General features: G+C 64.0%; 16 protein-coding genes. 4 read left to right on the top strand and 12 right to left on the bottom strand.

All coding sequences use genetic code 11. The annotated features are described in order from the left end of the window. Positions 1–8: 8 nt before the first annotated feature. Genes BG83_RS0115225 through BG83_RS0115215 form a run of 3 tightly spaced genes read right to left on the bottom strand, consistent with a single transcriptional unit; the run spans position 9 to position 4,890 of the window. Complete coding sequence (locus tag BG83_RS0115225) at positions 9–725, bottom strand: TetR/AcrR family transcriptional regulator (protein ID WP_024977557.1); 717 nt, start codon at positions 723–725, stop codon at positions 9–11. Between the two features lie 6 nt (positions 726–731). Further along, on the bottom strand, positions 732–3,221 hold the full coding sequence (locus tag BG83_RS0115220; protein WP_024977556.1) for a flavin-containing monooxygenase: 2,490 nt from the start codon (positions 3,219–3,221) through the stop codon (positions 732–734). Continuing rightward, positions 3,208–4,890, bottom strand: coding sequence for a GMC family oxidoreductase (locus BG83_RS0115215; RefSeq protein ID WP_024977555.1), 1,683 nt, complete (start codon positions 4,888–4,890; stop codon positions 3,208–3,210). The genes BG83_RS0115220 and BG83_RS0115215 overlap by 14 nt, the downstream gene beginning before the upstream one ends. A 250-nt stretch (positions 4,891–5,140) precedes the next feature. Between BG83_RS0115215 and BG83_RS0115210 the strand changes: the two genes are divergently transcribed. Beyond that, positions 5,141–6,193, top strand: a complete 1,053-nt coding sequence (locus tag BG83_RS0115210; protein ID WP_024977554.1) for an AraC family transcriptional regulator — start codon at positions 5,141–5,143, stop codon at positions 6,191–6,193. Positions 6,194–6,255: 62 nt separating this feature from the next. On the opposite strand, the gene cysC is transcribed toward BG83_RS0115210, so the two are convergent. The 5 genes from cysC to BG83_RS0115185 all read right to left on the bottom strand — a co-directional run bounded on the left by cysC (position 6,256) and on the right by BG83_RS0115185 (position 14,515). Then, positions 6,256–6,813: an adenylyl-sulfate kinase gene (gene cysC / locus BG83_RS0115205; protein WP_024977553.1), complete on the bottom strand. Its 558-nt coding sequence runs from the start codon at positions 6,811–6,813 to the stop codon at positions 6,256–6,258. Between the two features lie 10 nt (positions 6,814–6,823). Next, positions 6,824–7,648 carry an alpha/beta hydrolase gene (locus BG83_RS0115200; protein WP_235193202.1) on the bottom strand — a complete coding sequence of 275 codons (825 nt, stop codon included), beginning with the start codon at positions 7,646–7,648 and terminating at the stop codon, positions 6,824–6,826. Between the two features lie 38 nt (positions 7,649–7,686). Continuing rightward, positions 7,687–8,850, bottom strand: a complete 1,164-nt coding sequence (locus tag BG83_RS0115195; protein WP_024977551.1) for a glycosyltransferase family 9 protein — start codon at positions 8,848–8,850, stop codon at positions 7,687–7,689. Next, a complete protein-coding gene (locus BG83_RS0115190) occupies positions 8,847–10,934 on the bottom strand; it encodes a tetratricopeptide repeat-containing sulfotransferase family protein (RefSeq protein ID WP_024977550.1) in 2,088 nt (695 codons plus the stop codon). The genes BG83_RS0115195 and BG83_RS0115190 overlap by 4 nt, the downstream gene beginning before the upstream one ends. A 341-nt stretch (positions 10,935–11,275) precedes the next feature. Next, a complete protein-coding gene (locus BG83_RS0115185) occupies positions 11,276–14,515 on the bottom strand; it encodes an autotransporter outer membrane beta-barrel domain-containing protein (protein WP_327204837.1) in 3,240 nt (1,079 codons plus the stop codon). Positions 14,516–15,056: 541 nt separating this feature from the next. Here BG83_RS0115185 and BG83_RS0115180 point away from each other — a divergent pair. From BG83_RS0115180 to BG83_RS0115170, 3 genes are all read left to right on the top strand, one after another. Further along, positions 15,057–16,238, top strand: a complete 1,182-nt coding sequence (locus tag BG83_RS0115180) for a glycosyltransferase (RefSeq protein WP_024977548.1) — start codon at positions 15,057–15,059, stop codon at positions 16,236–16,238. Positions 16,239–16,471: 233 nt separating this feature from the next. After that, complete coding sequence (locus tag BG83_RS0115175) at positions 16,472–17,554, top strand: helix-turn-helix domain-containing protein (protein ID WP_024977547.1); 1,083 nt, start codon at positions 16,472–16,474, stop codon at positions 17,552–17,554. 181 nt (positions 17,555–17,735) lie between these two features. Beyond that, positions 17,736–18,797 (top strand): helix-turn-helix transcriptional regulator, encoded by a 1,062-nt coding sequence (locus BG83_RS0115170; protein ID WP_024977546.1) that lies wholly within the window; start codon positions 17,736–17,738, stop codon positions 18,795–18,797. A 9-nt stretch (positions 18,798–18,806) separates the two neighbouring features. Here BG83_RS0115170 and BG83_RS0115165 read toward each other — a convergent pair whose 3' ends face one another. The 4 genes from BG83_RS0115165 to BG83_RS0115145 all read right to left on the bottom strand — a co-directional run bounded on the left by BG83_RS0115165 (position 18,807) and on the right by BG83_RS0115145 (position 23,947). Beyond that, the gene (locus BG83_RS0115165) at positions 18,807–20,096 is read right to left on the bottom strand and encodes an MFS transporter (RefSeq protein WP_024977545.1); all 1,290 of its coding nucleotides are present in this window, start codon (positions 20,094–20,096) and stop codon (positions 18,807–18,809) included. A 434-nt stretch (positions 20,097–20,530) separates the two neighbouring features. Then, positions 20,531–21,127 carry a nucleotidyltransferase family protein gene (locus tag BG83_RS0115155; RefSeq protein WP_024977544.1) on the bottom strand — a complete coding sequence of 199 codons (597 nt, stop codon included), beginning with the start codon at positions 21,125–21,127 and terminating at the stop codon, positions 20,531–20,533. After that, positions 21,127–21,561: an organic hydroperoxide resistance protein gene (locus tag BG83_RS0115150; protein ID WP_024977543.1), complete on the bottom strand. Its 435-nt coding sequence runs from the start codon at positions 21,559–21,561 to the stop codon at positions 21,127–21,129. Before BG83_RS0115150 ends, BG83_RS0115155 begins: the two co-directional genes overlap by 1 nt. Before the next feature lie 142 nt (positions 21,562–21,703). Next, positions 21,704–23,947 (bottom strand): xanthine dehydrogenase family protein molybdopterin-binding subunit, encoded by a 2,244-nt coding sequence (locus BG83_RS0115145; protein WP_024977542.1) that lies wholly within the window; start codon positions 23,945–23,947, stop codon positions 21,704–21,706. Between the last annotated feature and the right edge of the window lie 2 nt (positions 23,948–23,949).

Here is a 23,949-nt window from a genome sequence, read left to right as displayed (position 1 = left end):
AGTCCATATCAAGCAATGCCGTTACGTAGCATAGAGGGCGCCTCTTTCAAGCCCGCACCGCAGGCGCCGTCCAGCTTTGTCGGCAGAAACGGCCGCAGCAATGCCAATATTTGGTCACGTGCCGCGTGAAACGAGCGCGTCATGACGCTCCGGTCATTGAATTGCCCGGCGTTCTGCAAGAACTGGAATGACAGCCAATACGTCGCCACGATGACCGCGCAGCGGCAAGCAGTTTCCAGTTGAGCCAGGCGCGGCCCACCCTGATGCTCAGATCGGTCTACGCAAAGCGCGCCGCTCAGAGCGTGCACGCTTTGGTCGACCAGTTCCTTGAATCCTTGCTCAAGCGTCCGGCTTGATGCAATCAGTCCGTTCATGTCCCGGTAAAGAAAACGATATTCCCAGACGCAATCGAGAACCTTGAGAAGGCGTTCGGCTAAGTACTCGCCCGACAACGGGCCACCTGGACGAACAAACAGCTGCGCCTGCATATCGCGCTTGAAGCGACCGAAGAGATGCAGCACGACCGCTTCCTTACCGCGAAAGTAGTAGTAAAAATGGCCGGGGCTCATGCCGAGCCCCGCACAGAGGCCCGTTGTTGTAACGCCCGCCACGCCGACCTCGTTAAAGGCCTTCAAGGCGTAAGCCACGATCCGCTCGCGTGTCTGGCTTGCCTGGTCGCCGGAAATCAGTACGCCGTGTCGCGGCTTCGGTGTGATACGCCCCATGCCTGGTCATCCAAGCGGCGGCACATCGGCACGTGCGACGCTTGCCCCGCTCGCTATCCGCTCGCGGGCAAAATCTGCGAGCGTGCGCAGTGCATCAACTGCGGAGCGCAGATAAAACGATTGAAGGTGAAAGACATGCCAGCGCGCAGCGTGGACCTCGATGCGGCACGGCACACCGCAGCCCGCAGCGTGGTCTGCCAGCCGGGTGGCATCCGAGCGCAGCACTTCGTGTTCGCCAACTTGAATCAGCATGGGCGGGAGGCCACGCAAATCCACCTTGAGCGGCGTGTGCTCAGCCGCTCCGGCGGGTGCCTGGTACCAGCGCAATCCTTGTTCGAGCCAACCGCGGCGGATCATTGGATCGCGGGTCCGCTGAGACACCAGCGTGTCGCCGCTCAACGTGGCATCGGTCACGGGTGAGATCAGCAGCAGGCCTACAGGAGCGGCATCGCCGCGCTCCCGCAGTGCAAGCGCCAGTGCCAGGGCCAGTGCGCCACCGGCAGAATCGCCCGCGACGACAATCTTCTCTGCGGCATAGCCCTGGCTGCGCAGCGCGTCGTAGCACGCGAGCGCATCGTGCAGCGCGGCAGGGTACGGGTGCTCGGGCGCAAGCCGGTAGTTGGGCACGCAGACCGGCATGCCCGATTCGACCGCCAGGAGGGTCGTGATGCTGCGGTGCGTGCCCGGGCTTCCCAGGCAAAAAGCGCCGCCATGCAGGTAGAGCATGGCGCCCTCGGTTTCACCGCGCTTGGGCGCAACAACTTCTACCGGCACGTTGCTGACCAAGTTCCGGTAGCGGATCACCCCGCTCGCACCCGGCATGAGCGGGGCAAGCAGGCGCACGAAGCTGCGCTGCACGGTGACACCAAAAGGCGGGCCGATGAGCGAGCGAAAACCGATGCGCAGGAAGTTACGCAGGAACCATGCGTTGGCCGCTTCCCACCACCCTGGTGGTTCGGCTACGGCTACGGCAACGCCAGCGGTCAGGCCCATCGGTCCCGGCAGTGCTCGCGTCAGGCGGTATGCCTGCAGGCTGGAAAACCGGGTCAGCCAGCGGTAGGTCAACGTGAAGCCGGGCCAATTGGTGCTGTTGTGCCCGCTGGCATCCAAGTACCAGCTCTTGCACCCGCTCCAGACGGATTTGGCCAGGCGCTGCTGAATGCGGGCATTGAAACGCCGGTAGCGGCGCGCATCCGTTTCGATGCTGGTCGTATGGGTGGCCGTCATCGCCTTGCAGCAGCGGATGACGTGAGCGATCTGGCTCTCCAGCATGTAGACGATGGAGTTGTGCCCAAGATTCGTGTTCGGGCCGTACAGCATGAAGAAGTTTGGAAAGCCCGGCACGGTCAAGCCGAGGTACGCCTCTGCCCCGCGTCGCCAGGCATCGTTCAGGTCCAGACCCGCGCGTCCGGTGATTCGCATGGGCGAGAGGAATTCGGTGGCGGCAAAGCCTGTGCCGTAGATGATGGCATCGACCTGGTGGTGCGTGCCGTCAACGGTTTCGATGCCCTCTGGGGTCACCCTGCGGATGCCGTCGGTCACCAGGTGAACGTTCGGCTTGCTCATGGCCGCGAGGTATTCGCTTGAGAGCAGGATGCGCTTGCAGCCGATCGGATAGTCGGGCTTGAGCTTGGCGCGCAGCGCGGCGTCGGGAACCTGTTTTGAGAGCAGCCGCCGGAACGGCACGCCCACCGCCAGTCGCATAAGCCCCTTGAAGCGCGTGAACGCCAGGGCGCGAGATTCATAGCGCGTGTAGATCATGGCGCGGTGCAGCTTCATCGCCCATGGCAGCGCCCGGAACACTGCTTTCTCCCAAGGCCGATAAGCGCGATCGGGGCGGGGCATGATGTAGGCCGGCGAGCGCTGGAAGACCGCGAGTTGCTGCACGGCATCTGCGATGGCCGGCACGAACTGGATAGCCGAAGCGCCCGTTCCCACCACCGCGACGCGCTTGCCTGACAGCGCATAGCCGTGATCCCAGTGCGCGGAGTGGAAGGTGTGCCCCTTGAAGGTTTCCATGCCCGGCAATTGCGGGAAGGCGGGACGGCTCAACTGCCCAGTGCCGCTGACGAGGCGGTTCGCGCTGAGCGTTGTCCCATCCCGTAGCGTGACCCGCCAGACCGAATGCTGTTCGTCATACTGCGCACACGCGACTTCGGCGCCAAATCTGATGTGCGGCTCGACGGCGTATTTGCGCGCGCAATGCTGCAGGTACGCATGGATTTCCGCTTGGGGCGCAAAGGTGCGCGACCAGTTCGGGTTGGGCTCGAAAGAGAAGGAATACAGGTGTGAGGGAACGTCGCACGCCGCCCCCGGATAACTGTTGTCGCGCCAGACGCCGCCAACGTCATGCGCCCGCTCAAGGATGACGAAGTCGTGCAGCCCTGCCTGCTTGAACGCCACGGCCATGCCAATGCCGGCAAAGCCCGATCCGATGATGATGGCTGCATGCGGTGTTGCCGCGTCGGAAGGGCGGGTGGGGTTAGCTGAACGCATGGCTGGCTTCCTTCGAGGCATCGAATTGGAACTGCGCGGGCATGGAGACCGCTTCGCGGGGCGTCGGCTGCACCCGGCTGCGGCCCCGCATCATGTCGACCGCCTTCTCGGCAATCATGATCGTCGGCGCGTTGGTGTTGCCGCCGATGAGCGTGGGCATGACGGAGGCATCAACGATGCGTAGGCCCTCCACACCGCGCACGCGTAGTTGAGGGTCCACGACGGCGTGCGGGTCGTTGCCCATCCGGCATGTGCCGACCGGGTGGTAGACGGTGTCAGTGCGCTGCCGCAGGACCTCGCGAATCTCGTCGTCGGTGTTCACGTTGGCGGTGAATACATCCTTCGTGATCCATTCAGCCAGCGCGGGTGCCTGCATCAGCCTGCGCGTGAGCTTGAAGCCCGCCACCATGTCTTGGATATCCTGCGGATCCTGAAAGAACGCGGGGTCGATCAGCGGCGCGTCCTGGGGGTTGTTGCTCTGCAGGGTGACGGAGCCGCGGCTGCGCGGACGCAGCAGGCAGACATGGCAAGACAGCCCATGACCCAGATGAAACGACCGCGCATGGTCGTCCACCAGCGCGACGACAAAATGGAGCTGGACGTCGGGCATCGCGAGCCCGGCACGGGTCTTGAGAAAGCCACCGCCTTCGGCAAAGTTTGACGTGAGCGCGCCTCGCCGTTCCTGGCGGAATCGTCGGATCTCTTTCAGCATGCGCAGGCCGCCACCGAGCGACACGCCCATCGTGTCGAGGCTGCGCGCCCGGTAACCGAAGATGAAGTCCGGATGGTCTTGCAAGTTCTTGCCCACCCCCGGCAGATGCGCGCGCGTCTGAATGCCGAGACGATCCAGTTCATCAGAAGGGCCGATGCCGGAGAGCATCAGCAACTGGGGGGTCTGGAAAGCGCCGGCGGCCATCACCACTTCGCGGCGTGCCCGCACGGTGTGAAGCTGGCCGCCTTGCAGGATTTCAACGCCCACGGCCCGCTTGCCCTCGAACAGGATGCGCTGGACTTGGGCGTACGTCTTGACGCTCAGGTTGTCTCGCCGCCCGATGTGCGGCAACAGGTAGGCGCGTGCTGCGCTCCACCGCTCACCGTGCTTTTGCGTCACCTGGTAAATGCCGACGCCTTCCTGTTCTGCACCGTTGAAGTCATCCGTCAGCGGAAGCCCTGCTTGGCGTGCGGCTTCCAGGTAGCGTGCCTGGAAGGGGTTGTCGGAGCGCAGGTCGCTGACCCAGAGCGGGCCGTCCCGGCCATGCCATGCGTTGTCGAGCCGCTCGTTGTGCTCGCTGAGCCGGAAATACGGCAGCACGTCTTCATAAGACCAGCCGACATTGCCGCGCGCGGCCCAGTCGTCGTAGTCATTGCGATGCCCGCGTATGTAGACCATCGCGTTGATCGCCGATGAGCCACCCAATGCCTTACCTCGCGGTTGATATCCCCTGCGCCCGCCCAGTCCGGGCTGGGGCACGGTCTCGAATGCCCAGTTGTTGAGCTTGGTCGGCAGCATCGCAACGGCGCCGGTCGGGACGTTGATGACGAGTTCGCTGCCGCCACCGCCCGCCTCCAAAACGCAGACCGTCACCTGCGGGTCTTCAGTAAGTCGCCCTGCCACGACGCTGCCGGCGGACCCGCCGCCCACAATGACGTAGTCGAAGATGTTGCCCATGTTGTTGTCTCCACAATGTCTTTTGAGCCAAGCGCTGTGAGCCGCCAGCCGCTTGGCGATCCGACGTGCAAGGCTGGCGCCCGCGGGCTCGGAAAGATCCGGGTCTTCCTGGGAGCGGGTGTTGCAACGCCACCGGGGCGGCATATCGGATGCGCTTGATGTTGCTTCCGGCATGGGAAAACACCAATGGCGCGCGGGGACAACTGTTTTAGTATTTGGGCCAAATGACACGTCCCAAGGGTTTCTCCGTATGCGTTTCTGGGAGTTCACTCGGAGCCCAGCCAGCGCACGCTTACTGGTCGATTTCGGGCAGGAGCGCGGGCTTTCGCCGGCAAAGCTGCTGGCCGGCACGCAACTGTCGCTGGCCCAACTGTCCGACCCGAATGTGGAGCTGACCGCTGCGCAGGAGCTGCGCGTGGTCGGCAACCTGCTGCGCCTGTTGAAGCATCCGCCAGGGCTCGGACTGGAGCTGGGGCTGCGCTACCACTTTTCGGCGTATGGGGTGTGGGGCTACGGCCTGATCAGCAGCGCCACGGCAGGCGATGCCATGGCGTTGGCGTTGCGTTTCCTGCCGCTCACCTACGCATTTACCGTGATCACGTATCACGAAGAAGGCCGTCTCGCCGTGCTGAGTTTTGGCGAGCCGGAACTTGCCGATGAGGTGAAGCGTTTTGTTGTGGAGCGCGACATGGCCGCCGCCGCGGTCTTGCTGCAGGAAATCGGGGGAGATGACTTCGCACTGTCTCGCTTTACGCTCAGGGCCAGGCCCCCGCTCGCGCGTGGGCCTTCTCCGGTGCGCAGGACGCTCTTCGCCGCGGAGCCGGAATATTCAGCGCACGTCAACAGTCTTGCGTTCGACCGATCATTTCTGAGCCGGCCGCTGCCACACGCCAACCCCATCACGGCTTCGATGTGCGAGCAGATGTGCAGTCGTCTCATTGAAGAGCGGCGCTTACGTGTGGGCACGGCGGCGATGATCCGCCATTACTTGGGCGCCGCGCCCGGCACCACGCTCTCCACGCTAAGCAGCATGGCCCGCCTGATGAACACCAGCGAACGCACGCTCAAGCGTCGGCTGCACGATGAAGGCACAACCTTCAGAGCGTTGCTGGCCGAATCACGCGGTGCGATGGCCGAGGCGCTGCTCAGGGAGGGTGAACTGGCGCTCGGTGAGATCGCGGAGCGGCTTGGCTTCGCCGACTTGTCCACCTTCTCGCAGGCCTTCAAGCGCTGGTATGGCGTGGCGCCCAGTACGATGCGCCGCCAGGGCTTGTCTATCGACGACGAGACGGACCAAGTTTGACCCTACACCGGAATCAGTTCCTCACGGCATGGGCAACTCGTCCGCCAAACAAGGTTGCGCCCCTACGCGAGGCGCGCCGCGGGCCTGGCGCTCGCGATGGTCATCCCAAGCAACGCCAGTGTGGCTGCGACACATGCCTGCATCGACTGCCGACCGGTATCAATCGACAACGCCGGAGCCTGGGGCGGCTCATAGATATCGCTGATGCCGGTAAAGTTGGAGATCGCTCCAGCGCGCGCACTCCTGTATAGCCCTTTCGGGTCACGCGCTTCGCACACGGACAGCGGTGTCGCGACATGCACCTCATGAAAACGCGATGCGCCGACAATCTGTCGGGCACGCTCGCGGTCATCGCGGTAGGGCGAGATCAGGGCGGCAATTGCCCACGTGCCGGTGTTGTTGATCTGCGCACACCATTGCGCCACACGGCGCACGTTTTCGCTGCGATCGGCCCGGGAGAATCCAAGATCCGAGCAGAGCTGCTTACGCACGGCATCACCGTCGAGCACGCGGCACGGCACGCCTCGTGCTGTGAGCGACTCGGCCACGGCCAGGGCCACCGTGGTCTTGCCGGCGGCGCTGAGCCCCGTCAGCCAGAGCGTGGATGGAACCGGTTGCATGCATTGCTCCTTAGCGTGCTTTGCAGACGGGTGCCAACGGCAGCATCGCCGGCCATTGCCCGGCCCAGTCGCCGCTGTGGTCCAGGCCCGGCACGATGTTGGCCTGTGCACATCGGCCGCCGGTCGCCCGCACAAAACGCTGCGCCACTTCCGGTGGCACCACGGTGTCGTCCGCGCCGCTGAAATGCACCTGTGGGACCATTGCCACACGCGACGCCGCATCGATCGGGTTCAGCGATTCCGGCATCGCCGAGACGTCGTGCAGGCGGTTGACGAACTCTGTATCGAGGTTGCCTGCCACAGTGCGGATGGATGCGATGTCCGCGCGCCGTGCAGCAACCAGCACAGCCACCGCGCCGCCACCCGAATAGCCGACGAGGTGAACGGGCTGGCCAGGCACCTTCGCTGCGAACTGGCTCACGGCCTCGTCCATGGATGCCACGATTTCCGGTGCGAACCGCTTGCTGGTCCAGTACGGCACAGCACACAGCGGGTTCAACGCCATCGGGGTGAACTGGCAGGGGCGGGCGAGATACACGACGTTCGGTGTCGGGTCCGCTGCTGCCAGCGCAAGAGCAGTGGCCATGCGCGGGGTCGGATCGGCCGATGGCTCCGTGCGGGAAATCCAGGCTAGGCCATCGCCCTCGATGTAGACAGTGAGCGGCTGGTCTGCGCGCGTCATGCGCACGAAAGCAGTCAATACGAAGTGCTCCGTCTTCACTTGCTCACGATGCAGTTGGAACGGAGCCGCCAGCGCATCGGCGTGGGCATCGCGGTCCAGCGTCGTGCAGTCGGACAGCAGGCTGCAAAGCACAACCAGAAGCACAGCGAACATCGCCGTCAAAACCTTTGATGTGAGAGGCGACAGAGCAGTCATGCGTGTACGCCCGCGAGTTGTGCCAGCGCCTGCGCCATGGCGCCCATGACGCTGCCCCAATCGCCGCGAGACGGCTGGCGGAACAGGCGCACGCTCGGGTACCACGGCGTGTCGTTGCGTTCGAGCAGCCAGCGCCAGTCCGGCACGAGCGGCAGCATCACCCATGCGGGGCGACCGAGGGCGCCTGCCAGATGCACCGGCGACGAATCCACCGAGATCAGCAGATCGGCCACGGCGAGAATGGCGGCAGTGTCTTCAAAGTCCTGGATCTCGTCGCTGAGCGACACCATCGACATACCGGGCGGTGGCGACGCGGCCTGTTGTGCGGCCGGACCTTTCTGGATGGCAAGGAACGTGACATCGGGCCTGCCCAACGGTGCGAGGTCCGCCAGCTTCATCGAGCGATTCGCATCGTTGACGTGCGTGGGGCGCCCGGCCCAGACCAGCGCCACCAGCGGGCGCGGCAACCCGGCCAGGCGCGCCTGCCACTTGGCAACGCGTTGCGGGTCCGCCGACAGATACGGGGTGGCACCGGGCAAATCAGACAGCTTCAGGCCCATCACCATCGGCAGGCTCATCAGCTCGCAATGCACGTCGAATGCGGGCGGCAATTGGCCGCGCGCCGTCAGTGCATCAAAGCCTTCGTAACGGCTGGCCAGCGATGCGCTTTCCGCGTTCACCTCCAGGATGACGCGCGCGCCGCTGCGCTCCTTTGCCCAGCGCACCATGCGCAGGAACTGGAACGTATCGCCGTAGCCCTGCTCGTCATGGATGAGCAGCGTCTTGCCGGGAATGGGGCGACCGTCCCAGCGCGGACGTTGGACTTTGCGCTCGATGGCCGCGGTGTGCGGCATGCCGTAGCGATGGTGGTACTCGCGCCAGCCGCGCTCAAAGTCGCCTTGCAGCAGCAGCGTTTCGGCCAGATTGAAGCGCGCGGTGAGATTGCCTGGCATGTTGGCCACCAGCATCTCTTGAATGGCCTGCGTCTCGGCAATCTTGCCTTGCGGGCGAATCGTGTCGGCCAGCACCTGCCACAAGATCAACGGCCCGGTGCCGGATGCCAGCCATGGCCGCACCAGCGCCTCGGCCTCGTTCAGGCGTCCGTCGGCCAGCAGGGCGCGGCCTTGGCGTTCCACCGTGGCGACATCGACGTCATTCACGGCGCGCTCATCCCGAGTGCGGCGAGCAACGGGCCAAGATGATCGGCGTACTTCTGCCAGCGTCCCTTGGATGTGGTGTAGATCGGTTGGCGCACCTGGTTGACGCTGGCGGTGCGCACTACGCGGTCATTTGCGTGGAACTGCAAGCAAGCGTCTTCCCAAGGCAGCCTGAGGAAGCTGACCAGGCGCTTTGCCTCGCCTTCCAGGTCATCCACCACGTGCTCATAGTCCACTTCGATGAATCGATCGGTTGGCAGGACCTGGGCCCAATGGGCCATCAGCTTCTGATAGTCGGTGTAGAACGCACCAAGCTCCGCCAGATCGTAGGCGAACGGCTGTTCACCGCCGAATTGCTTCGTGTAGCACGATAGGCACGTGTCCACCGGATCGCGCCGGCAATGGATGATGCGCGCGCCCGGCAGGATCAGCGGAATCAGCCCTGCATAGATGAAATTGCCCGGCATCTTGTCGATCAGGCGTCGCCGACCTTGTGCCAACGGTTCGATACGGTTCAGGTAGGTTCGGCCCAGCCGCTGCGTGTCCTCCGGGGTCAGCACCTGCGCGATGTCGGGAAACAGACCGGCGCCCTCCACCACCTGCCGCAGCGCTGAAAGCTCGCCCGCACCCATGACCTGCGAGTGCGACGACAGGATCTGCTCGACCAGCGTGGTACCAGAGCGCGGCATGCCGATGATGAATACCGGCAGGTCAGACTGCGTGCCAGCGGGAGCCAGGCGCTCCATCCGTTCGGCGGTGAAGACTTCAGAGATGCGCTGCATCCATTGCCGGGTCGCCCTGGCGTCGTAGCTAAACGTCGCACGCTTTCGCTGGTTCGCGGTATGCAGATGCGCGAAGGCGCGCGGCGCGTCGTGCAGGTCGAGATAGGCCTTGCCCAACGCAAAATGCGCCGAGATGCGTTCGTTCATCGGCTTCGATGTTTCGTTGGCAAGCCAGCCTTCAATGGCCTCGACATCCGGATCGTCAGCACGGAATGTCTTAGCCTCGGCGCGAGCCGTGAGCACCCGTATGGAACCGGGATACATCGACAGCGCCCGATCGAAGGCTGCCCGAGCGGCCTCCTTCTGACCGGATTCCATCCAAAGCGTGGCGCTTCCCACCAACGCCTCTTCGGCCACCGTGCCTGGCAACGTTGCGGCCTGCTCGAAATGCGCGAGCGCCTCGTCGGTTTTGCCCTGCGCCTGAAGCACCTGCGCCAGTGCGTGATGGGCTTCGGCACTGCGCGGCGCCAATGTCATGGCTTGCTGCGCGCAAGCGAGGGCGGCGTCCAGGCGCTCAAGTTGCATCAACGCTTTCGCACGGGCGGTCAAACCGGCGGGATGCTGTGGCGCGAAGGCCTGCAACGCGTCCAGCACCTGGAGCGCTGCGGCATGCCGATGGCGCGTCACCTCCACATCGGCCAGGTTCAAGTAGGCATCGATCAGACGCGGGTTGAGCTCGATGGCCAGGCGCGCTTCTGCGGCAGCCTGGTCGTACTGTCCTTGCGCGGTCAGCAGGAAAGCGAGATTGCTGTGTGCCTCGGCATAGTGCGGGTTCAGCGCCAACGCCCGGCGGTAGTGCTGCTCGGCTTGGCCGAGCCTGTCCAGCCGTCGATACGTATTGGCCAGATTGTTGTGCGCCTCGGGTGCATCAGGCGTGAGCTTCACAACCCGTTCCAGACATGCGAGGCTCTGCTCCAGCTTGCCTGCTTCCTGCAACAGGATGCCGAGATTGCTCCAGCCCGGAACGACCGATGGGTCCAGTGCCACCGCGCGTTCGGCGGCTTCCTGTCCTTCAGCCAGCATGCCCTTCTGGCGATACATCTCTGCGAGGTTGCTTGCGTAGATGGCGGGCGCACGTGGTGCCATGCAAGCCTGGCGCAGGTGGGCAATGGCCAGATCCAGGTTGCCGTAGGCATGCGCCATGAGCCCGAGCAGATGCAGGGCATCGGCCTGGCCCGGCCATGCGGCCAGCACATGCTGGCAATAGATTTCCGCTTCCGCCGCCTGGCCTGCGTTCCAGTGCGCATGTGCACGGTTGAGCGCTTCGGGAATGCTGATTGGATCTGTATTGGGCGCGCTCGACATGCGGGACTCCAAGGGCTCACTCGATGAGAGTAAGAGCGTGATCGTACTAGAAGGAAAGGCGCGCCTTCCCGCAAGAAAACGCGCTCTTCGGTACCTCTTTTCCCTGCTTAGAACAACTGGCGCAGACGCACGCTGCCCGTCTGCGAAACGAAAACCCCTGCCCGCCTGCAGCGCATAGCGCGCGCTCAGTTGGTTACCGGAAAGAGTCCGCGCCCACCGAGCGAGAGCGTTGATGCAACCGGGTGCTCATTGTTTGATGGGGGACGCGTCTACCACCCCATAAAGCAATGAGCGCGCTCTCCCTTTCGGGAGGCGCGCCATTGGCGTATCACTTCAAGTCGTTAGAACAACTGACGCAGTTGCAGGCTGCCGGCATGCGACACGTACCCGCTACCCACTTGCAGCGAGTAGCGCGCGCTGATGCTCAGGTTGTTCGCACGCAGCAACTTGACACCGGCAGAGAGCACAGCCGAATCCGTCACTGGGCTGGCACCCAACGACGTGAAGCTGGTCTGGCCCGTCGGGTCTGCCGCAAAGCTGGCCTGCGTCTGAGTGCGCGTGTTGTTGTACTCATGGCGCCATGCGACCTGCAGTTCCGGCACGAGCGTGCCGTACGAGGTTGCGAGCTCGCGCGAGAACTTCACGCCAAGGTCGCTGGTAACCGACGTCGTGTGCGACGCGCCCACCGATAGCGCCGCGCCATTGCCCCCCGATTCGGTGTAGCCGTTCTGGCGCAGGTAACCATACGTCAGGCTTGCCAGCGGCGTAACCGTGGCAACAGCCGTGGCGAACGGGTAACCGGCTTCTGCTCGCGCCACGTACTGCGTGCCGCTGAAGCTGCCATTGGCGTTGCCCGAGAAGCCTGCAAAGTTGACGGCGCGGGTGGTGTCGTAGTGCTGCTGCACGGCACCCGCCGACAAGTTTGCATACCACGGGCTGCCCGTGTAGCTGGCGTAGCCCATCAGGCCGAACGAATTCACACGCGTCGAGTTGCCATCGGTGTCGCCCGTGTTGCTGATCTTGGCGTTGCTGTAGCTGAACACACCGCCCGCACGCCATGCGTCGCTGACCGCGTGATCGACGCCGAACAGCAAGCCGCCGAAGTTGGCGCTGTAGCCGTCCACCTGATCACGCTGGCCCTGGTGTGCGTGGCCGCCAAATGCCTGGCCCCACACGCCCCATGCCGGAGCCGCTTCACCGGTCGAAACACCGCTCAGGCCACCGGACTGGGCAAGGCGCATGCTGTCGGCATGCGTGGAGATGATGTTGAGCACATCCAGCGTCGGTGCCAGTGCGGCCTGGGCCGTCGACCCCTGCGACACCGGGTTCAGTTGCTTGCCGGCGTGGTTGGCGGCGTCGCTGCTGCCCAGGTTCAGCGCCATCGAGGCGTTGTACAGGTTCAGCAGACCCGGATCGCTGATGCCCGTGTACTGCGACAGACCCGTGAGCGCCGCTTGGGCGTTCGGCACAGTCGCCAGGCTGGGGACCGGTGCAGGCGCGGGAGCCGGAGCAGGTGCCGGCGCAGGTGCCGGCGTGGGGCTCGTGGTCGGGATCAGATCTGCGCTGACCACGGTCACCACCAGATCGCTGCGGCCGTTGGCTGTAACGTTGGTGCCTGTCAGGACACTGTTGTAGCCGCGAATCCCATACCGCAGCGTGCCTTCGTTGTAGTTGGTGCCGGTGCTGGACGCATCGACGATCACATAACGCTGACCCGCGGCAAACGGATACGGATTGACCTGCGCAAACGAAACGGCCGAACCCGCGGCAAGATTCACTGCACCCGAAACCACCAGTCGACCGTAGCCACTGTCGCCGGTGAGCGAGCCGTTGGTCACCGCACCAGTGTTCACGCCAATCTGCAGCGTACCGGCCGCACTCTGGCTGTAGGTGCCGGTAATGGTGATCGGGTTGTTGACTTGCAGGACCGCGCCCGTGTTGCTCACCGCCACCGAACCGGTGGAGGCGGCACGGGCCGTGCGAACGCTGGCCGGGTTGATGGGAGAGGGGAGCACGACACCGATGTTGTCATTCAGCACCAGGTTGCCCGAGCCGAATACGACGCCCGCGCTGGGGCTGACGATGCTACCGATCGTTCCGCCAAAGCCGGTCAGGGTGCCGAATGTCGTGCCCGTTCCACCATTGATGTTCAGATCTTGAGGGCTCCCGTTCGTGATATTGCCGGCAATCACGCCTGAGTTGGTGATCGGGCCGATCGACCCGGCGTTGTTGATGGCATTGCCAGCGCCGGTGATGGTGCCGCTGTTGTCCAGCGCGCCGATCGTCCCGCCGTTGAGAATGCCGGCGACAAAGGGCATGGTGCCCACTGTGCCACCGCTGATCGTTCCGCGGTTGACCAGCGCGCCGATCGTGCGTGTGTTGTAGAGGCCTGGGGCGCGACCGCTGATCACACCGCTGTTGGTCAGCGAGTTGATCGTTCCTTCGTTGCTGACGCCGACACCGCCACCACTGATGCTGCCGCTATTGGTGAGCGAACCGATCGAGCCCCCGTTGAAAACGCCGGCATTCTGGGGACCAGTGCCCGAGGGGAGACCAAGAATGGTGCCGCTGTTGCTCAGCGTCTGGATCGTGCCGAAATTGTTGATACCTTCGATGCCACCGCTAATGAGGCCGCTCGCGTTGTTGGTCAACCCGATGATCGTACCGCCGTAGTTTGCGACGCCAACGGAGTTGGCACTGGTACCACTGATGGTGCCGCTGTTCGTCAACGTACCGATCGCGGCACCGTTGAGGATGCCGTTCACACCACCTTGGATAATGCCGCTCGCAGCGTTGTTCAGCGTGGTGATCGCACCGCTGTTGGAAATGCCTAAGCCGCTACCCGTACCCGCGCCATTGGTGCCGGTTCCGTTGGTGCCGCCGGTTCCGCCGATGATGCCGGTGTTGCTGAGCGAGACGATGGTCCCTTGGTTCTGAATGCCGAAGCCGTTGCCGCCGCCGCCGCCGGCAGCGCCCGTGCCGCCAGCGCCACCGTTGCCACCCTGGCCAAGGATGGTGCCACCGTTGTTCAGCGTCGTGATCAGCGCGCTGTTGATCAGGCCCGTGCCGCTACCGCCAGCGCCGCCTACACCGCCGGGCACGCCAGAACCGCCGGCGCCGCCGTTACCGCCGACGCCCATGATCGTGCCGTTGTTGTTCAGCGTCGTGATGTTGCTTGCCGCCAGGCCAAACGCGTTTTCGCCCCCACTCCCTGCCCCGCCGGGCCCCGGCATTGGCGGCATGGGAGGCGGCATTATGATTCCGCCGGCCTTGCCGTTGCCACCCGCCTGGCCGATCGCACCGATAACGCCGCCGGCCGCGTTGTTCAACGTATCGATCGAGCCACCGTAAGAGGAAATTCCGGCATTGCTCCCGACGATCGAGCCGCTGTTGCTGAGCGTGCCGAGCGTGCCATCGGTCCCCAGCGCAGTGCCAGCGCTCGAAACGCTGCCGCTGCTGGTTACCGTGTAGTTGCCGGCGCCCCAGAACTGCGAGGTGGTGAGCGCAGTGCTGACGGTCGTATCGGCCGCAGCGATGGCCGGGACCATGCTGGAGAGCGCTGCCGCGATTGCCAGCGTCAAGGTGCTCTGTTTAGGAAACTGATTGCGTTGAGCCATTGTTTTCGTACCTGAGATAGGCGGTTGAACGGCCAATTCGAGCGGCGCCCCGCCACAGGTGTTGAGGCTCAAGGTCTGCCTGTCGGTTTCCCCCGAGCCTCAACACTGTGCGGTTTGCTTGCGTCGAACGACTTCCCCGTTTCGCAATCCGGTACGTTCCGGCAAATGGCGCTGTTATGTTCTGCGCGCCTCTGCAAGCCACGTTCTTGGATCAGGCAAACCTGCCGGCTGGCTCTGTTCTGACGCGGCACCGGATGCCGCACGCGAGCGTTTGACCGACAGCCCTGAGCCGCTACCGACTCCCCCCGGACTGCTGACACATGTGTGTCGGACCCGATAGTGACGATTTTTTTTGGGCCAGTCTTGACCGTGCGTCTCAGTTTTTGAAAAGTTCCGCGCGGCGTGGAAATATCGATAAGATCCGAGCGCCATCGCCCGGAACCCTTTGCATGCACCCACGCACTCCCGCGACGCCAACGCGCACCATCACGCACCGAGACCGTGCATGAGCCGGATCATTTTTGCGTGGGAGTTGGGTGAGAACCACGGGCATTTGTGGCGCCTGCTGCCGATTGCCCTGGCGCTACAAGCGCGTGGCCACGAGGTGGTGTTCGGGCTGAAATCGATGGCCTCGGCCCAGCGCTATCTGGCGCCTCACGGCATTCGCTGGTTTGCCTGCCCAACGCCGACGAACGTCACAACGCTGGGCCGCGAGATTGCGACCTACGCCGACATTCTCGCCACCCATGGCGCCACGCAGCCCGATCTGCTGGGGGGCATGGTGCAAGCCTGGCAGCACCTGTATGCCATGCTCCAACCGGATCTGGTCGTGATCGACCACGCGCCGCTTGCGCTCCTGGCCGCCAAGCGCGCAGGCATCGGCACTGTCCAGGTCGGCACTGGCTTTACCATCCCGCCCACGCTCTCTCCGGCACCGTGTTTCCGCCCCTGGGAAGCGAGCAACGCTGAAGCGCGCGCGCAAACGCAGGCTGCGGTGGAGCGCAACATCCAAGCGTTGTTCGATTTGCCACAACCGCTCACGACGTTACTCACTGCTGACCACACCCGGCTGTTGACGCTACCGGAGCTGGACCACTACGCCCTGTTGCGGCCGCCTGGCACCACCTTTCTCGGCCCGATACCCGAGCCGGACACGGGCGAACGCGTGCAATGGCAGCAACCCGACAAGCCGCACGTCTTCGTGTATCTGCAAGTGCAGCCCTGGCTCGATACCGTGCTGACAGCGCTGGAAGCCTCCGGCGCCGAAGTGATTGCGGTCATCCCCGACCTCAGCTGGGAGACGGCAAACCGCCACCGCGGCCTGCGGCTCTATCGGCAGCCCGTACGGCTGCTCCCCTTGCTTGCCGGCTGCACGCTGGCCATCACCCACGCGGGCCACGGCACGGCATTGAACTGCTTGCTGGCCGGTGCGCCGATGCTGCTGCTCCCGCAGCACATCGAGCAACTGATGGTCACCGAGCGCGTGGCCGCCATGGGCGCCGGCCTTGGCATCCTGCCAGCGTATGTGGAGACCGGATTCCGCGCGGTGCTCCACGATCTGTTGGGCAATCCAAAATACCGTGACGCAGCACGCACCATTGCGGTGCGCTACCACAACTTGCCGCGCGATCGCACCTTGGAAGAGGTGACCGGATTGATGGAGGATGCGCTGGTGCAGCGCCGTTAGGTGCCGCCAAGCACTGCGGAGTGTTGGTCCCGTGCCTCACCCTTTGTGGGGGAGCGCCGCGTCGCACGCGATTTATTCGATACAGTCCCAGCGATAAAAAGCGGTACATAAAAGCAGCACCATAAAATACTCACGGGACGGGGACGCTCTTGCATGAAACACTGCCCGCTCACGGCTGACGTTCGCCTGCCGTGTGACGCGCCGCCATGGTGGGCCGATTTCGAGACTCCGCGATGCGCACTGCATTGAACGACGATGCGCTCCACACTGCGCCACTACTCAGCCGCCTGTTGTTGCCCGGGCAACCGACGCTCGCGCCCGGCATCGTGCACAGCGATTTCAGCGTTCAAGGCGACGCACGAAAAAGCTTTCTGGCCTGGCAGGAGCGGATGAGCCCGGTCTACGACATACGGCCTCCGGGCAAGCAAGCCGAGGATACGTTTGATGCATCACTGTCCCGCTACACGATCGACAACCTGAGCCTCATCGACTTTCTCACCGCGCCAAATCTGGCCGTGCGATCGTTGGGTCGGGTCTCGACCGAGAGCGTTCGCGATGTCACGTTCAGCATCTTTCTTGAAGGGCCGCCGTCGCAGTTTCTGGGCAACAAGCCGCGCACTGAAACGCAGCCCGTTCCGGGCGTGCCAAGCATCCTCGCACTGGACATGGATCAGCCCTGCACCATCCGAAGCTTTGAGGGCCGGCTCCTTCTTCTTTTTGTGCCGCGCGCGCTGGTGGAACAGTTGTTTCCTGATGCGGCGTCGCTACATGGCCGCTGGATTCACGCCGCCACCCCGCTGACGCGCCTGCTGATCGAGCATGTCATCGCGCTCAGGCGGCAAATCGTTGGGCTGAATAAGGAAGAAGCGCATCAGTCTTTTCTCACGGCGGTGGAGCTGATCCTTGCGGCCTTCGCCCAGCAGGCGGGCTTTGCCGGCAACGCCCGCGCGGCGGTACGCGCTGCCGTCTATGGCAAGGTGCGGCGGCATGTGGAAATGCATCTGCGTGATCCGAATCTGTCGCCTGAAAGCGTGTTGGCATCGCTGCATTTCTCACGCGCCAGCGTCTATCGACTCTTCGAGCATGAAGGCGGCCTGGCCGCGTATATCCGCAATCGCAGGCTGCGGATGGCGGCCGACGAGTTGGTGCGCCTGCCGCACCGGGGCATACAGGACGTTGCCTCGGGATTGGGGTTCAACGATGCGTCGAGCTTTACGCGTGCATTCCGTCGCGCGTTCGACATCGCGCCGCGCGAATTGCACGAATACGCACCGTTGCTCCGGCGCGATCACACACAACAAACGCGCTTCATATAGAAGCATCGTCAGTGCCATAAAACGCCTGCAAGGTCACTTTGCGCCCAAGGTGTTGGTCCTGAGCCTCACCCTTTGGTGGGGGGCGCCGCGCTGCGCGCGGTTTCTTCGATACAGTCCCAACCATAAAAAGCCGTACATAAAAGCAGCACCACAAAATTCTCACGGGGCGGAACTCTCTTGCATGGAACAGTGCACGCTCACGCCTGACGTTCGCCCGCCGGGTGAATCTTCCATCGTTCACAGCCACTTCGACGTGCGGACGCAAACGCATCAGCAGCCGCTGCTGGCGTGGCGAGAGCGGGTCGGCCACGTCATCGACGTCCTCCCGTCGCGCGCCGATCTTGAGAGGCCGTTTCACGCTGCCATCGATCGCTACAAGGTCGACGATCTGGTGTTCACCGATTGCCGGTCCGATGCGATGGTGCTGGACCGTTCGCTCGCGCGCATCTCGACCGACCCGATCCGCGACTACGCGTTCCACGTATTTCTGGAAGGCGGTGTCACTGATGTCGCCGTGCGTTCGTCTTCGTCGCGCGGCAACATGCCGACGGCTGGCAGCATCCTCACACTGCACATGGGCCAGCCTGTGCGCATGCAGCGCAGCGCTTGCCGGGTCGCCACCATCTTTGTGCCGGGCGCACTGGTCGGAGAGATCTTTCCCGACCCCGAAGCCATCCACGGCCGCGTGATCGCGAACACGACGCCGCTCACGCAACTGATCTTCGAGAACGTGATCGCACTCAGTCAGAACATTGCAGACATGAGCGCACACGCGGCGGGCAATGCCATTCGCACGAGCACGCAACTCATGGTCTCTGCATTCGGCAAGCAAGCCCAACTGAGCGGCAATGCGCGCGCGGCAGCGCGCGCTGCCATGTTCGGTCGCGTGCGGCGCTACATTCAAGCCCATCTGCGTCAGGAAGACCTTTCTCCAGAGAGCGTGCTGCAGGCGCTACAACTGCCTCGCCAGACGTTGTATCGCCTGTTTCAGCACGAGGGCGGCCTGGGTGCCTACATCCGCCACCTGCGTCTGCGCGAGGCGGCAAGCGAACTGGTCCGGCACCCCTACCTGACCGTGACAGACATCGCGTTCGGGCTTGGCTTCAAGAGTTCGTCCGATTTCACGCGCGCGTTCCGTCGTGCATACGACATGGCACCGCAAGACTTCCGGGCGCTGTCCGGCAAAACGTCTTACGCGCGGCCAAAGGTTTCGCGCAACGAGCCGACTGCAATCAGTACATAAGCAGCGGTTTCAGGCCGCAGCGCGGCGCTCCTTGAACGCGAGCACGGCAACGAAGCTCACCAGGCATGCGGGCGCCACATACCAGGCAGCGGATACCGGGTCACCCGTCCACTTGATCAGCCCGGTGATGATGAATTGCGCGGTGCCGCCAAACAGCGTGACGCCCAGGGCATGCGAAATCGCAAAGCCGCTGGCACGCACCCGCGCCGGAAACGCCTCAAGAACAAGCAACGCGCCGATGCTGGTGCCAAGCGCCAGCAAGACGCTGATCACCGCAGAGCCGAGCAGGACGGCCCGCGGGCTCTGTGCATGCGTCATCATCGCGAAGACCGAGTACGCCAGGACCGCCGTCGTGCCCGATGTGATGAGCACCATTGGCTTGCGGCGTGGTAACCGGTCTGCCAGCAGGCCCGACAGCGGCGACACCACCACCAACAGCAACGTAGATAACGTCGACGACATGAACCCGATGATGGGGGGCATGTGCAACACCCGCGTCACGTAGCTCGGCATATACGTAATGACCGCGTAGACCGGTACCGTGCTCCAGATTTTCGCCAATGTGGCCAGCGCCAGCGTGCCGCCGTGCTCCCGGCACAGTTCGACAAACGGTATGGCAGTGCCGCGATTGGAGGCGGCAGGAACGGGGCTATCGACAAGCCGACGACGCAGGTACAGACCAGCGGGCACGATCGACAACCCGATCAGAAAAGGGATGCGCCAACCCCACTGCGTCAGGCTTGCCGGCGACATCGTGCTCGTGAGCAGTGTGCCGAGCAACGCGCCAAGCAACGCGGCCGCAGCCTGACTGGCGTATTGCCAACTGACCAGAATCCCGCTTCGTGATGGTGGTGCAGCTTCCATCGCGAACGTCACGGCCGTCCCCACTTCACCGCCGGCGGCAAAGCCTTGCAGCAACCGCCCGACGATGATGATGAACGGTGCCGCCACGCCAATCACTGCAAACGGCGGACATACGGCAATCGCGGCCGTCCCGATGGCAGTCAGCCAGATGGTGATCGTCATGGCGGCTCGGCGGCTGACCCGGTCGGCGTAAGCGCCGATCACCATGGCACCGAGCGGTCGCATGAAGAAGCCGACGCCAAAGGTACCGACTGCCAGCAACAGCGACGTCATCGGATCGGTGGCCGGAAAGAACTGGTCTCCGATCATCACAGCGAAGTAGCTGAACACCGTGAAGTCGAACAGCTCAAGACAGGTGACCAGCGACGTCGCAATGACGACCTTGAGCATCTCGCGGTGGGAGTTAGCGTGTGCGGCGCGCAAATCGCGTGTCATGGGTGGAAGGCGCCATCCGTATTGTTGTTCTCGATTCAGCTCGCGCGAGAAGTCTTGCTGTGGTCGCTGTATCCGAAACCAATCGATACCTTACACGCCGCCACTGCAGGCGCAAAGTATCAATTCTCTGGCGCTGTCGGGGTACCGCTGCTCAACGTCCAAAGACACTGGACAAGCCGGTATCGGGAGCGAATCAAGCGTCTCAGAGTTTGTTGACCAATCGCAGCAGCACCACATGCACCGGCCTCAAAACCCGGCCCTCACACTGTCGAAATCGAATGTTTGAGATCGACACACGCGCCGAAAACTGCGGCACTCAGCCGAGGGGCGATCGCCGCATGCATTGGACCGACATGCGCCGTGCGTGCGCGCTGTATGGAGCATTTCTGGCAGGCGAGTACGGCGGCGCTTCGTTGTAAGTCAACCCCATTCGATCACGGAGCCAGATCGGCGGGCGTGTCGACATCGCGCAGGATGCCCGCGTCATCGGAGTCAATGCGGACGAGCTTGGCGGGATCGATCAGCCGCCGAGCGCCCTCGTCGCCGTCGAGCGACGTCAGGCCAGCGAAGAAGTCGGCGCCGAAGCCGATGGGGTGGCCCCGCTGCCCGGCGTGAAAGGGCGCCACACAAGAGTGCGAGTCAAGTGCGTTGGCAACTTGAGTGATGGTCTCGGGTGCAATCCACGGCATGTCGGCCAGGGCGATGATCCACCCGCCGGCTTGCGGGCGCGCGGCCACACCGCCTGCCAGGCTGGCGCCCATGCCACGAGCAGCATCGGCACAGCGCAGGACTTCGCAGCCTGCTTCGCCCAATAGCGCGGCCAACTGATCGACCTGCGCGCCATGCGTAGCAGCGGCGGGCACTACTGCCACCACGTCACCCAACGCCTGCTTCAGATGGCGCGCGGCCTGGACCGCCACGGGGGTTCCGTCGGGCAGCGGGGCAAGCAGCTTGTTGGCCACGCCCGCCGCATCAAAACGGCTGCCGCGGCCTGCGGCCAGCAACACGCCAACAACAGGCCGCCGCTGCATCAGACCACCTCGGTCTTGAGGGTGACTTCCACGTTGTTACGCGTGGCGTTCGAATACGGGCACACCTGATGCGCCTGGGCCACCAGTTTCTCGGCATCGGCTTGCGACAGACCGCTGATCCGTGCGATCAGGCCCACCTTCAGACCGAAACCGCCTTCCTCCCGCGTACCGATACCCACATCACAGTGGATCTCGATGTTGCTCGGATTGAGCTTGAGCATGCTCTTCGCAACGAAGTCGCACGCCGAGCCAAAGCAGGCGGCATAGCCGGCGGCAAACAGGTCTTCAGGCGTGGTGGTGTTGGGCTTGCCGGGGCCGCCCATGGCCTTGGGCACCGACAAGTCGTGCGAGACCTGGCCATCTTCGGTCTGTGTGTGGCCGTTGCGGCCGCCTGTGGCTTTGGCGTGGGCGGTGTACAGGATATTCAATGCCATGACATGCTCCTCCGGAGGGTGAACAACGCAATCGCGGACGCAAGAATCGGTCCGCAAAACTGAGCGGATACGGCTGCAAGAACAAGAAAGCCGGCACACATGACTGCATGCCGGCTTCCATCACATCACGCGATGATGACAACTAGACCGTGTCGAACGGCAGCTTGCGCTGACGCTTGCCGGTCAGGGTGAACAACGCGTTGGCTACCGCCGGTGCAATCGGCGGCGTGCCGGGCTCGCCCAGACCGGTCGGGTTGTCTTCCGACGGCACGAAGAACACGTTCACCGGCGGCGCGTCCGGCATGCGCACGGGCGGGAAATCGGTGAAGTTGCTGTTCTTGGTGGCGCCGTTCTCGATGTCGATGGCAAAGCCGGGTTGAATCATCGCCAGACCGAACACGCACGCACCCTGGATCTGCGCTTCCGCGCCCATCGGGTTGACCACGCGGTTGGCATGCACGCCGGCCGTGACGCGATGCACGCGCGGCTTGCCCTGGTCGACCGACACCTCAACCACATACGCCACCACCGATTCGAACGACGCATGCACCGCCACGCCCCAGGCCTGGCCCTTGGGCAGCTTGCGCTTGCCGTAGCCGGACTTGTCGACGGCGAGTTGCAGCGCCGCACGATGGCGTTCGTGTTCTTTGCCGGTAAAGCGCGCAAGGCGGAAGGCCACGGGGTCTTGCTTGGCCGCGTGCGCAACCTCGTCGACCATCGTTTCCATCACGTAGGCCGTATGCGTGTGGCCCACGGAACGCCACCACAGCACCGGCACGTTCACGTCCGGGTGATGCACCGTCAATTGCATCGGGAAGCCGTAGTCGTTTTCGACCACGCCCTCGACCATGGTTTCATCCACACCGTTCTTGACCATGAAGGCCTCGAACGGCGTGCCCTTGAGGATCGACTGACCGACGATCACGTGGTCCCAGCCGACGACCTTGCCGCTGTTGTCCACGCCCACGTTGACGCGGTGCAGATGCATCGGGCGGTAGTAGCCACCGCGGATGTCGTCTTCGCGGCTCCAGATCACCTTGACGGGGCCGTTGTGCCCGGCCGCCGCATAGGCCTTCGCCACGTTGGCCGCTTCCACTACGTAGTCCGACGTGGTGATCGCGCGCCGACCAAAACCGCCGCCCGCCATCATCGTGTTCAGCTCGATCTTCTCGGGCGATACGCCGAGCACCTTGGCGATTGCGCCCTGGTCGATGGTCTGGAACTGCGAGCCGACCCACACCTTCGCGCCCGTGGTCTTGCCACCGTCTTTCTGCAGATCGATCGTGCAGTTCAGCGGCTCCATCGGCGCGTGCGCGAGGTACGGGAATTCGTAATCGGCCTGGATGCGCGTGGCGGCAGATTGGATTGCGCTCATGTCGGCAGCCTTGGCCACCGTGCCGGGTTGGCCGGCGAGCTTCTTGTACTCCGCCATCAGCGCGGGCGTGGACACCGTCGAGCCTGCGTCTTCCCACGTGACTTGCAGCGCGTCACGGCCCTGCTTGGCGGGCCAGTACCCGTCAGCAATGACGGCCACGCCCGTGCCGCCCCGATCGGTCGGGATCTGAAGCACATCGACCACGCCCTTCACCGACTTGGCCGCAGCCACGTCGTACTTGGCCACCTTGCCGCCAAAGCGCGGCGGGCGGGCCAACACGGCGACCTTCATGTTGGGCAGGCGCGTGTCGAGGCCAAATTTGAGCGAGCTGTCGAGCTTCGCACGTGCATCCAGACGTGGCGTCGGCTTGCCGACAATGCGGAACTGCGACGGGTTCTTCAGCGTGACCTGCGCGGGCACGGGCAGCGCCATCGCCGCCTGGGCCAGTTCGCCATACGTGGCGCGGTGGCTGCCAGATGTGACCACGCCATTGGCCGTGCGGCATGTCGACGGATCAACCTTCCAGCGTTCCGCCGCCGCCGAGATCAACATCGCACGTGCCCGGCCGCCCAACTCGCGGTATTGCTGGAACGAGTGGTTCAGCGCGGTCGAACCGCCCGTCATCTGAATACCGAAGCCCGGGTCCTTGTACGCGTCGGCTGCAGGCGCCAGCATGCCGCGCACGTTGCGCCAGTCCACGTCGAGCTCTTCGGCCAGCGCCATCGGCAATGCCGTGTGCACGCCCTGACCGAACTCAAGCCGGTTGACCGCCACGGTGACTGTGTTATCCGGCGCGATGATGATGAACGCCTGCGGCGGTGAAGGCGGCTTGGCCTTGGCGTCCTGCGCGCCGGCCAGCATCGGAGCCACACCCAGCGCCAGGCCGCTGCCGGCCAGCGTCGTGAGTTTCAGAAAGCTGCGGCGATCAAACGTTGCCGAACCAGCATCCGCAGACGCCGGTTGATGTTGCGCGCCGCCACCGGCCAGCGCTTCAAGATTTCGAATACGCATCG

This window comes from Ralstonia pickettii (genome assembly GCF_000607165.1).
Classification (GTDB): Bacteria; Pseudomonadota; Gammaproteobacteria; order Burkholderiales; family Burkholderiaceae; genus Ralstonia; species Ralstonia holmesii.
Note: the sequence above shows the minus strand (reverse complement) of the source record. Positions and strands in the feature narration are given on the sequence as shown.